Origin of the sequence: Allorhizobium ampelinum S4 (assembly GCF_000016285.1) — a bacterium.
Taxonomy (GTDB): Bacteria; Pseudomonadota; Alphaproteobacteria; order Rhizobiales; family Rhizobiaceae; genus Allorhizobium; species Allorhizobium ampelinum.
In genome coordinates, this window is record NC_011989.1 from 3,633,666 (window position 1) to 3,644,557 (window position 10,892).

A 10,892-nucleotide genomic window follows, 5' to 3' on the forward strand; every position below is an offset into this window, starting at 1 on the left:
GGCATTACCTTTCATGTAACCAGAAAAATCGAGCCGACGGATCCATGTCGGTCAAGAAGCCGCTACGCTCCAGCGTGGACAGAACACCACCAGCCGCAGCGCTTTGCAGCGTGAGGTCCTGGCCATTCGTTTGCGCAGACATGCGTGCCGCTTCAATCAATTGAATAAAACTCAGGTCAACCTCTGCGTCTACGGGGATATCGATAACGACGGCCTGACCAGTCGAAAGGCCTGTCAGGAGCTGATCCCGGGTGGTCTGCACAGTGCGAATGGTCAGCGCCTGTGGCAAGGCAATGGTCTCATGCGGCAATGTTTGCGTTATCATCGTCATTCCCGTCCTGCTGGCTGGGGTGTTGATCGGTATTTCGTCTGCTTCTGGAGGCAAAGGGCGTTTTCAGGATGGGCGGCATCTAGCGACGGCGCCCCTTTCATATGGATCCTCATATCTGTCTCACGCGCTCCCATGACTGAGGCAATTTTTGACCATTGCCGCTCAAACGCTTCGACGCAGTCCGGATCGAAATGACGACCCTTTTCGCACCTGATGTGATCCAGCGCGTCTTGCAGCGACCAGGCTGGCTTGTAGGCACGGGGCGAACACAAAGCGTCGAACACATCCGCGAGCGCGACAATGCGCGCTTCCAGCGGAATGTCCCGTCCCGACAATCCCTTCGGATAGCCGGTTCCATCCCATTTCTCATGATGCCCACCAGCAATCCGCTCGGCGACCCGCAACAGATCGGAGGTCCCGTTCTCCAGGATCTTCACGCCGATATCGACATGCCTGCGCATCATGTCCCGTTCGCTGTCGGTCAACCGACCGGGCTTGGACAGGACACCATCGGGAATGCCGATCTTGCCGACATCGTGCAGCGGAGCCGCCAGATAGATCTTGCGCTGCCGGTCCTCATCGAGCCCAAGATCCTGCGCCAGCAGCCTGGAGATCTGCGCCACACGCGAGACATGATCACCAGTTTCCCCGTCGCGATATTCCATGGCTCGGGCCAGACGCCAGATCAGTTCCTCTTCGCTGGCAACAAGTGCCGCGGATTTCGCCGTCACGGCAGCAGCAAGGCCATCAGCCCGCAACGACAGTTCGACCTGGGCACGCCGCAGGCTCAAAAGGTTCCGCGCACGGGCCTTCAACTCGACCGGATCGGCGGATTTCCGCAGAAAATCCGTCGCCCCAGCTTCCAGCGCATTCAAGCAGACTGCCGTTTCAGTTTCCGAAGTGATCATCAAAATTGGCACCAGCTCATAGGTCGGCATGGCACGCAAAGCGGTAATCACCTCGAGACCGGAGCGCTTCGGCATATTGTAATCCACCAGCACCAGGTCGAATTGCCGGGTCTCACAAACGCGAATGGCTTCCTCTGGATCGGCGAAAGTTTCCACCTCCAGACCTGTAATTTCAAGGAGTTCCAGACGCAGTGCCAGCAATGTGGATCGGCTGTCGTCTATCACAACGGCATGCAAGGGAAGCTCCATTCCGCCATGACGGCTTGGGCAGGCACGGTGACATGCGCATGTTCCCATGCGATGCGACAAGCCATCTCAAGCACTGTTAATATCTGTGAATTTTTTGGGACCATTCCGCATCATGCGGGGAGCGAATTCCGGAACATTGTGGCAGAGCCCTAAATATTTCCAGATTTCTGAATCGAATTCTCACGTTAGTAAGTTAAGATAGAGCTAACACTGTTAGGCCACAACTATATTTAATTGACAGCTCTAATAAGCCATAGGATTTTGGGGTTTATTAACGCGTTGTTTTCGTTGATTCATCCCATATTTTTTTGACAAAAAACAACCAATGGGCGTAAAAAACTTCCTGACGTCGACGGATCACATGCCCCGAAAACAGACAGGATCAGACCCGCCAATTGTGGCATACCATACTTTGCCTCAACCACCTGCATCATCGGTGAGCCAGCGAATCACGCCAACAGCCGCCGCCCGGCCGGTGGCAAAGCAAGCGGTCAACAGATAGCCGCCGGTTGGCGCTTCCCAATCCAGCATTTCTCCGGCCAGGAACAGGCCAGGCCGATCCACCAGCATGTAATTGCTGTCGATCCCACTCCAGTTGACACCACCTGCCGAGGAAATCGCTTCCGCCAGCGGTCTTGGCCGCAGCAGCGGCACCGGCAAAGCCTTGATGAGACCCGCAAGCGATGTGGCATCCCGGGTGGCGATATCGGGTGCGACCTCCCGCAACAGCGCTGCCTTGACGCCATCCAGAGAGGCTGCCTTACGAAGCCTTGTCGAGAGACTGGCCTTTGCGGGTTGACGGGTGAGATCCTCCGCCAGTTTTTCAAGCCGCTTGCCGGGTGCAAGATCGAGCAGAAGCTCTGCCTTGCCATGATGGCGAAGATCATCGCGCAGGGCTGCCGCATGGGCATAGACCAGGCTACCCTCGATCCCATGCCGGGAAATGACGAATTCGCCCTGACTCTGACCCGACCTAGACGTGGCGACAACCGATTTGATCGGCTGGCCGGCAAACCTTTCACGGAACACATCGCTCCAGGCGACGTCGAAGCCGCAATTGGCAGGCTTGAAATCCGTGACTGCAACGCCGGTGCCGCGCAGCCACGGCACCCAGGCGGCGTCCGAGCCCAGACGCGGCCAACTCGCCCCGCCCAGCGCCAAAACCACCGCATCTGCCATAACAGTGACATCGCCATCCGGCGTTGCAAACCGATAGCCATTTTCCGAAAAGCCGGTCCAACGGTGGCGGGTGCGGATCATCACGCCCCGATCCTGCAATGCCTTGATCCAGGCCCGAAGCAGTGGCGAGGCCTTCATCGCCTTTGGAAAGACCCGGCCCGACGAGCCGATGAAGGTCTCCGTTCCAAGATCCGCCGCCCAGGCGCGCACATCGTCCGGCGTAAAATCATCGAGAGCAGCCTTTAAATGGCTTCCGGCCTCCCCGAAGCGGCTCGAAAACCGTGCATACTCTTCGGAATGGGTGATATTCAGGCCCGATTTCCCGGCCAGGAGAAATTTCCGGGCCAGTGTCGGCATTGCTTCATAGATCGTTACGGTCAAACCAGCCCGTGACAGACAATCCGCCGCCATCAGCCCCGCTGGCCCCCCGCCGATGATTGCAACCGTCTTCCCTGTCATGCCCATGCCTTGCGTTCCACTATCAGGCGTTTTTGGGCAAAGCACAGGTGAAAAGCAAGCGGAACCCTCAGCCGATTGCCATCAGGCTGGCATTGCCTCCGGCAGCCGCCGTATTGGTGGACACCGAAACCTCCTCGACCAGCCAGTTCAGGCAGTAGGCATCATCAACACCAATTTTCTTAGCCAGCTTATCACTGGAAGCCACCTGGGTCAGGACCAGTGGACCGGACAGGGCGGCAATGGCTCTTGCCTGCTCGATAATCTGCTCCCCCTCGCCTTCCAGCAATGCGCCTGCGAAAGGACCGGCCTCAGCCCAGCCTGACGCTTGGACGAAATGGACACGGGCAAGCACACCATCCGGCAGGCCCGCCAGCGCTTCGTGGAGATCGGTGCTTGTGTCGATGACCATGCTATTGCCCGTCGCCAGCGCGCTGGCCACTTGCCGGTAAAGCCCCTGCCTGGTGCGGGACAGCAGCAGAATGGTGCCACGCGGATGCAGGGCATACAGATTGCGCTCGCCGACTGGCCCAGGCAGATCCTGAACCAAACCGACCGCCGAAAGGCTGCCGAGGCTGCGTGCTGCTTCCGCCGCTGCCGCTTCACCCTGCTCGTCAAGCCATTTGGCAAAATCCAGCAGGCCCGGATCAACATGAACCGAACTATGCTGCGGCGGCACCGGCGGCTTTTCAACCAGGCGGCCCAGATAGAGCGGGCCGCCAGCCTTCGGCCCGGTGCCGGACAGGCCACGGCCACCGAACGGCTGCACGCCGACCACCGCGCCAATCACATTGCGGTTGATGTAGAGATTGCCTGCCTTCACCCTTGAAGTTACATGGGCAATGGTCTCATCCAGCCGTGTATGCAGGCCGAAGGTCAGGCCATAGCCGGTGGCGTTGATCTGGTCGATCAGGCGGTCGAGATCGTTGCGCCGGTAGCGCAGCACATGCAGGACCGGGCCAAATACTTCCCGCTTAAGATCAGACAATGCGCCGATCTCGATGATGGTCGGCGCAACGAAGGTGCCGTGCTCCGTCCCCTCGCCCGCACCGATCTGCTCCACCGCCTTGCCCCTGGCGCGCATGGCAGCAATATGTGCCTCGATCACGCCCTTGGCCTCGGCGGTAATCACCGGGCCGATATCGGTAGACAGCCGGTCGGTGCGGCCCAAGGTCAGTTCACGCAGCGCGCCTTTCAGCATGGCAAGAATGCGATCCGCCACCTCCTCCTGAAGGCACAGAACCCGCAGCGCTGAACAACGCTGACCGGCGCTGTCGAAGGCCGAGGCAATCACATCCGCCACCACCTGTTCGGCAAGCGCCGAGGAATCGACAATCATCGCATTTTGGCCACCGGTCTCGGCAATCAGCGGGATCGGCCTGCCATTGGCCAGCAGACGCGCGGCAAGCTCCCTCTGGATCAGCTTGGCAACCTCGGTCGAGCCGGTAAACATCACGCCTGCCACCTGCGGCGAGGCGACCAATGCCGCCCCGATCCGCCCGTCACCGGGCAGAAGCTGGAGGGCAGCACCGGGGACACCTGCCTGATGCAGGAGGCGCACGGCCTCAGCGGCGATCAGCGGTGTTTCCTCGGCGGGCTTGGCCAGAACCGGATTGCCTGCCACCAGTGCTGCCGCCACCTGTCCGGTGAAAATCGCCAATGGAAAATTCCAGGGGCTGATACACACAATTGGCCCCAGTGGCGCATGTACCGGCCCCAGGGTGCGACGCGCCTGCTCGGCGTAATAGCGCAGAAAGTCGATGGCCTCGCGCACTTCGGCAATGGCATTGGCCGCCGATTTGCCCGCCTCGCGCATGATCAGCCCCAGCAATACCGGCAACCGCGCCTGCATCAGGTCGGCAGCCTCGTCCAGCATCCGCGCCCGCTCCAAAGGCACCGTCTGTGCCCAGATCTGAGCATGAAGCGCGGCATCGGCCACGGCCTGACGCGCCTCTTCCTCGGTTGCTTCCCTGATATTGCCAACCCCATCACGGTGGTCGCCGGGATTGACGACAGAACGCACAGGCCCGGCACTTGTCCCCGCAATCAAAGCGGGCACCGCATCCCAAGACGAGAGAGCGGTTTGGCGCAAGGTCTCGCCAAGCGCCTGCAACACCGCTTCATTGCTGAGATCAAGGCCTGCGGAATTTTTGCGGCCTTCGAAAAGATCGGCGGGCAAGGCAATCCTGTCATGCTTTGCCCCCGGCTGCGGCATGGCGAGCACGGTTTCGGTTGGATCCGCGATCAACGCATCCACGGATATGGCCGGATCGGCGATCCGATTGACGAAGGAGGAATTGGCACCATTTTCCAACAGGCGGCGCACCAGATAGGCCAGCAGCGTCTCATGCGTACCCACAGGCGCGTAGATCCGGCAGGGGCGGCCAAGCTTCGCCTTGCCCACCACTTCGTCATAGAGCGGTTCGCCCATGCCATGCAGGCACTGAAACTCGTAGGAGCCGGTTTTGAAATCAGGGCCGGCCAGATGATAGATTGCCGCCAGCGTCTGGGCATTGTGGGTGGCAAATTGCGGAAAGATCACATCCCGCGCCGCCAGCAGCTTTTTGGCGCAAGCGATATAGGAGACGTCGGTGTGGACCTTGCGGGTATAGACAGGAAAATCCGCCAGTCCATCGACCTGCGCCCGCTTGATCTCGGCATCCCAATAGGCCCCCTTGACCAGCCGCACCATGATCCGGCGCTCGGCGCGGCGGGCAAGATCAATGATGAAATCCAACACGAAGGGGCAGCGCTTGCCATAGGCCTGCACCACGAAGCCCATGCCATCCCAGCCCGACAAAGCCGGATCGAGGCAGAGGTCTTCCAGCAGATCCAGCGACAGTTCCAGCCGGTCGGCCTCTTCGGCATCGATATTGAGGCCAATATCATAGTGCTTGGCCAGCAGCGCCAGCGCTTTGACCTGCGGCAGCAATTCACCCATCACCCGCTCAGCCTTGGTGCGGCTGTAGCGCGGATGCAGGGCCGACAGCTTGATGGAAATGCCGGGACCATCATAAATGCCGCGTCCCGCCGAAGCCCTGCCGATGGCATGGATCGCCTGCTGATAATCCCGGAAATACCGCGCCGCATCGCCAGCCGTGGTCGCCGCCTCGCCCAGCATGTCGTAGGAATAGCGAAAGCCCCTGACTTCCAGCGGGCGGGCGCGTTTCAGCGCCTCCTCGATGGTTTCGCCGGTGACGAATTGCTCCCCCATCATCCGCATGGCCATATCGACGCCCCGGCGTATGACCGGCTCGCCACACCGGGCAATCAGCCGGGTCAGAGCTGCGGACAGACCACGATCATTGACGGTCGAGGTCAGCTTGCCGGTCACCACCAGTCCCCAGGTGGCGGCATTGACGAACAGCGACCGGCCACCGCCGAGATGGGCTTTCCAATCGCCCTCGGCAATCTTGTCGCGGATCAGCGCATCGCGCGTCGCGTGGTCGGGAATGCGCAGCAGCGCTTCGGCCAGGCACATCAGCGCCACGCCTTCCTGGCTGGACAGCGAATATTCATGCACCAGCCCTTCAACGCCGCTGCCCCTGTGCTTGGCGCGCAGGGCTTCGATCAATGTGCGGGCGGTGCCCTCAACGGCGCGGCGCATCGCATCCGGCAAGCGGGCCGCCGCCAGCAGCGGTGACAGGCATTCCGGCTCCGGTCGGCGATAAGCCGCCGTGATCGCCTGACGCAAAGGGCTTGGCTGACGCACCGGCGGCGCGAAAGCGGCAAAGATCGGATCTGGAGAGGATGAAACGGCCTGCGATGCGACGGAAACGGTCTGGTTCATCACTGTTATCCTGGCTCGACGGAATTTTTGGCGATAACCGGATCATACCATGGGGCAAGCTCGATCAGCGAACTTGAATTCATGGACAATCTAGGTAAATTCTCTAAAAAATTGCAGGTTTTCAGGAGATATGATGGCCAAAATGGAATCGGACAGTGGGATCGACCAATTTGACATGAAAATTGTCGAAGCCCTGTCGCAGGATGGTCGGATGTCGATCACAGACTTATCCGAACGGGTCGGACTATCGAAAACACCCTGCCAGGTGCGCCTGAAACGGCTGATGGATGAGGGCTATATTCTCGGCTTCCGCGCCGTGCTGGATGCCCGTAAATTCGGCCTCGACCACATCGCCTTCGCCAAGGTGAAACTGTCCGACACCCGCGAAACGGCATTGACGGAATTCAACACAGCGGTCCGCAAAATCCGGGAAGTGGAGGAATGTCATATGATCGCCGGCGCCTTCGACTATCTGTTGAAGGTGCGCACCGGCGATATCCGTCGCTATCGGCAGGTTCTGGGTGAGAAGATCTCCAGCCTGCCGCATGTGGCGAGCACATCGACCTTCGTCGTCATGCAGGCGGTCAAGGAATATGGGCGGTAACGGTTTTGTCTTGCCGACCTACAGCGCCGTGCGTTTTATAAAACGCACAAAGGACGCTGTAACATTTTAAATCTGCTGCATAATTTTCTCTTTAAATCGATTCCGATTTAAGGAATTATGCAGTAGCCCGTCAGTGCACTGTGCCGGGCTGCGGATGGCTGTCGTCGAGAATGCGGTAGACTTCGTAAAGGGCCTTGACGAGGACATCGGTGAGCGAATCGATTTCCTGGCTCAGAACCAGAGCCGCCAGGTTGGAGGTTTCGATGGTCGCTTCCGGTTCAAAATCGTCAGACATAGGCCTATCCTGTTTCCCCGGGATCATCCCGGCTTTCTGCTGGCAGCGACCAACGTCCTCATGACGCGAAAAGACGCCGCAACACTGTCATTTTCAAAGGAGTTCGATCAGGCCGGCCAAGGCAGGCAGTCAAACTGCCGGATCAAAGCCTAAAACCCGAGCCGGATCTCCAAGCTCTCCCTGATAACCCTAGAAGCCTTCGCTTGCGTGGAACTGGATCGTCTCCTTTTCTCTGATGAGCCGCTATCGCGGCAACGATCGGTCTTTTCTTGCGACTCAAATCACGTCACAAAAGGCGATGTTTACCCTTCCCGGCCTACACAGCTATGAACAGGAGATCAAGAAGAGCCGGTTTCGCGCCATCGCTTTTCCGATCTCCCATGAAAATGACATCCGTCCCCTTCTGGAGGGGGAATCCGATGCTAGCGCCAACCACAATTGCTGGGCATGGCGGCTGGGGCAGACCTATCGCTTCAACGACGATGGCGAGCCTTCCGGCACTGCGGGAAAACCGATCCTGCAAGCCATCGACGGCCAGACGCTGGATGGCGTGCTGGTCATCGTCACCCGCTGGTTCGGTGGCATTCTTCTGGGCAGTGGCGGCCTGATCCGGGCCTATGGCGGCACGGCGGCGCAATGCCTGCGGCAAGCCGAAAAGGTGGAAATCATCCTGCGGGCAACAAAGACCATCCGCGTCGGCTTTTCCGATCTGGCACTGGTCAAGGCCCGGCTGACCACAGTCGCAGATCTGCTTATCGTCCAGGAAATCTTTACCGATACCGGTGCCGAACTGACCCTCGCCATCCCGGAGGAACGGCTGGAAGCAACCCTTGGCATGCTCAGTGACGTGAGTGCCGGACGAGTTCAGGTGCTCAAGGACGAGATTGGCGCGCAGTGACGCTGCACTGTCAACGGCGGCTATACCACCAATATAAAACCGGACGCACCAGAGACCCGAAGCGAGCGAGCAACAGGAGCGTCATGCCGAAGACAATCTCACGGCGGCCTTTTTGCAGCTGGCGAACGATGCGTGCCGCCACAGCGTCGGCATTCCAGGGCTTAACGGTCCCCATAACGCGCTGTGCCTGGGGCGAGCGCATGGGCAATTCTGCGGCCAGTTGCGGCGTATCGGTATCGGGTGGAAAACAGATCGCCACCCTCAGCTTGGTACCAACCGCTTCCATGCGCAGTGAATCGGCGAGCCCCACTAGCGCCGCCTTGGAGGCGCAATAGGGACCATAGCCATGCAGACCAATGAATGCGGCCCCGGAGGAAACCAACAGCATGGTGCCGCCCCGTACGCTCATCCCCGCCCACAAGGCTTTAACGGCATGGATCGTCCCCATGACATTGATGTCGAGTTGCTGGCGCGCATCGGCAACATCCATGGCTTCCATGCTGGCCGGATGAACGATACCGGCACAGGTGATCAGCAGATCGCAGGGTCCGAAACTATCCTCAGCAGCCAATAAGGCAGCAGACAGAGTCTGATAATCCGTTACATCCGCAGCATGAAGTCCAATATGTGAAAAACAGGCTTCCGGCAGCTGGCTGCGAGCCGTCTCAAGACGCACAAGCGAGCGAGCAACAAGACTGACCTTTGACCCCGCCAACAGATAGGCTTTCGCCAAGGCCAGCCCGATCCCGCTCGATCCGCCGGTAATGATCACATGGCGCGGCGGGTTGCGGCTGTTCACGCTCTTGTCCTTCAGCGCTGCGCCAATTGCAGCATGACCTTCTGGACATCCATCGAGCCCATGCCGAAATTCTCGGCCTTCAGCCGATCCAGAATGTCAGCCACTTTATCGACGCTGCGGGTAATCTGTTCCGGCGTATGGGCGCTGGTGATGAAGAACCGCAGGCGCGCTAAGCCTTCCGGCACCGCCGGATAGATGATCGGCAAAGCATTGATGCCCGCCTCGAACAGTTCATTGGAAAGCTGCACAGCGCGCACCGAATCCGCAACGATCACTGGCACCACCGAAAAACCTTCGCTAAGCCCGGTATCCAGCCCCCGTAGCTTGGCCTGCTCCAGGAAAAGCTGGCTGTTGCGACGCAAAGCCTCTACCCGGTCCGGCTCCTCGTCCAGCACCGACAGGCTGGCGATGGCCGCCGCCGCCAGCGCCGGCGCCAGGCCGACACTATAGACGAAACCACCGGCCTGCGCCTTCAACAGCGTGATCAGCGCCTCGCTGCCGGCAACATAGCCGCCGCAGCTACAGGTGGTTTTCGACAGCGTCCCCATCCAGATATCGACATCGGCGGGATCGAGATTGAAATGTTCGAAAATGCCGTGGCCACGCTGTCCAAGTACGCCCAGCGAATGGGCCTCGTCCATCATCAGCCAGAAATTATACTGTTTTTTCAAGGCAAGAAGGCCCGGCAGATCGGCAACATCCCCATCCATGGAGAAAATGCCCTCCGAGATCACCAGGATCCGTTCATGCAGGGGGGCGAGGCTCGCAAGAATACGGTCCAGATCCGCCATGTCATTATGCTTGAAGAAGCGGCGATTGGCGCCCGACAGCTTGATGCCGGTCAGGGCGCTGTTGTGAATGAACTCGTCATGGATCACCAGGTCTTTCGGCCCCATCAGGCTGCCAATGGTGGTGACATTGGTCAGATAGCCGCTGACGAAACAGATGGCGTCCTCGGTCTGGTAATTTTTGGCAAAGGCCTTTTCCAGCTCGGCATGAATGGTGCGCTCACCGGCAACGACCCGGCTGGCGGAGGCCGAAATACCGAACTGATCGACAGCCGTCATGGCAGCGTCGCGAATGCGCGGATCGCTGTTCAAGCCGAGATAGTCATAGGAGGCAAAATTGTCGTAAGCGCGCCCGTCAATATCGGCCGTGGCCCCGGAGGCGCTCTCATGCGCCCGGTAAAACGGATTGGGCATGTTCAGCTGCTCGCTGACGAGCTTCTGCATCACCACCTGCTTATATTCAGGCAGGTCGGCAAAACCAGGCTGGCTGCGCGACACGCTCTGCTGGCTGCGGCTGGCCCGGCTCCGGTCCACATCCTTTTGTACGCCACGCATACGGGCCAGCAGATCCTGACGCTTGTTCTCATTCATCCGC

General features: G+C 59.5%; 9 protein-coding genes. 2 read left to right on the forward strand and 7 right to left on the reverse strand.

Translation table 11 applies throughout. The features are described 5' to 3' along the window. Window positions 1-4 precede the first annotated feature (4 nt). From AVI_RS17090 to putA, 4 genes are all read right to left on the reverse strand, one after another. On the reverse strand, window positions 5-331 hold the full coding sequence (locus AVI_RS17090; RefSeq protein ID WP_015917545.1) for an STAS domain-containing protein: 327 nt from the start codon (window positions 329-331) through the stop codon (window positions 5-7). Then, on the reverse strand, window positions 328-1,476 hold the full coding sequence (locus AVI_RS17095; protein WP_015917546.1) for an HD domain-containing phosphohydrolase: 1,149 nt from the start codon (window positions 1,474-1,476) through the stop codon (window positions 328-330). The genes AVI_RS17090 and AVI_RS17095 overlap by 4 nt, the downstream gene beginning before the upstream one ends. 429 nt (window positions 1,477-1,905) lie before the next feature. After that, window positions 1,906-3,126, reverse strand: a complete 1,221-nt coding sequence (locus AVI_RS17100) for a TIGR03862 family flavoprotein (RefSeq protein ID WP_041698284.1) — start codon at window positions 3,124-3,126, stop codon at window positions 1,906-1,908. A gap of 67 nt (window positions 3,127-3,193) precedes the next feature. Next, on the reverse strand, window positions 3,194-6,913 hold the full coding sequence (putA, locus tag AVI_RS17105) for a trifunctional transcriptional regulator/proline dehydrogenase/L-glutamate gamma-semialdehyde dehydrogenase (RefSeq protein WP_041697258.1): 3,720 nt from the start codon (window positions 6,911-6,913) through the stop codon (window positions 3,194-3,196). A 142-nt stretch (window positions 6,914-7,055) separates the two neighbouring features. On the opposite strand from putA, the gene AVI_RS17110 reads away from it, so the two are divergent. Further along, complete coding sequence (locus AVI_RS17110; RefSeq protein ID WP_417883650.1) at window positions 7,056-7,517, forward strand: Lrp/AsnC family transcriptional regulator; 462 nt, start codon at window positions 7,056-7,058, stop codon at window positions 7,515-7,517. Between the two features lie 130 nt (window positions 7,518-7,647). Here AVI_RS17110 and AVI_RS31175 read toward each other — a convergent pair whose 3' ends face one another. Next, the gene (locus AVI_RS31175; RefSeq protein WP_085946601.1) at window positions 7,648-7,812 is read right to left on the reverse strand and encodes a hypothetical protein; all 165 of its coding nucleotides are present in this window, start codon (window positions 7,810-7,812) and stop codon (window positions 7,648-7,650) included. A 298-nt stretch (window positions 7,813-8,110) separates the two neighbouring features. Between AVI_RS31175 and AVI_RS17115 the strand changes: the two genes are divergently transcribed. Then, window positions 8,111-8,710 carry an IMPACT family protein gene (locus AVI_RS17115; protein WP_015917551.1) on the forward strand — a complete coding sequence of 200 codons (600 nt, stop codon included), beginning with the start codon at window positions 8,111-8,113 and terminating at the stop codon, window positions 8,708-8,710. A 10-nt stretch (window positions 8,711-8,720) separates the two neighbouring features. Here AVI_RS17115 and AVI_RS17120 read toward each other — a convergent pair whose 3' ends face one another. Both AVI_RS17120 and AVI_RS17125 read right to left on the reverse strand, forming a co-directional pair. Continuing rightward, window positions 8,721-9,509, reverse strand: a complete 789-nt coding sequence (locus tag AVI_RS17120; protein WP_015917552.1) for an SDR family NAD(P)-dependent oxidoreductase — start codon at window positions 9,507-9,509, stop codon at window positions 8,721-8,723. A gap of 11 nt (window positions 9,510-9,520) precedes the next feature. Then, the gene (locus tag AVI_RS17125; RefSeq protein WP_015917553.1) at window positions 9,521-10,888 is read right to left on the reverse strand and encodes an aminotransferase class I/II-fold pyridoxal phosphate-dependent enzyme; all 1,368 of its coding nucleotides are present in this window, start codon (window positions 10,886-10,888) and stop codon (window positions 9,521-9,523) included. Window positions 10,889-10,892 lie beyond the last annotated feature (4 nt).

What these genes read in the sequence shown, in the direction of transcription:
- AVI_RS17125 (WP_015917553.1), bottom strand. Translation starts at nt 10,888, where the DNA reads ATGAATGAGAACAAGCGTCAGGATCTGCTGGCCCGTATGCGTGGCGTA.
- AVI_RS17100 (WP_041698284.1), bottom strand. Translation starts at nt 3,126, where the DNA reads ATGACAGGGAAGACGGTTGCAATCATCGGCGGGGGGCCAGCGGGGCTG.
- AVI_RS31175 (WP_085946601.1), bottom strand. Translation starts at nt 7,812, where the DNA reads ATGTCTGACGATTTTGAACCGGAAGCGACCATCGAAACCTCCAACCTG.
- AVI_RS17090 (WP_015917545.1), bottom strand. Translation starts at nt 331, where the DNA reads ATGACGATGATAACGCAAACATTGCCGCATGAGACCATTGCCTTGCCA.
- putA (WP_041697258.1), bottom strand. Translation starts at nt 6,913, where the DNA reads ATGAACCAGACCGTTTCCGTCGCATCGCAGGCCGTTTCATCCTCTCCA.
- AVI_RS17115 (WP_015917551.1), top strand. Translation starts at nt 8,111, where the DNA reads ATGTTTACCCTTCCCGGCCTACACAGCTATGAACAGGAGATCAAGAAG.
- AVI_RS17110 (WP_417883650.1), top strand. Translation starts at nt 7,056, where the DNA reads ATGGAATCGGACAGTGGGATCGACCAATTTGACATGAAAATTGTCGAA.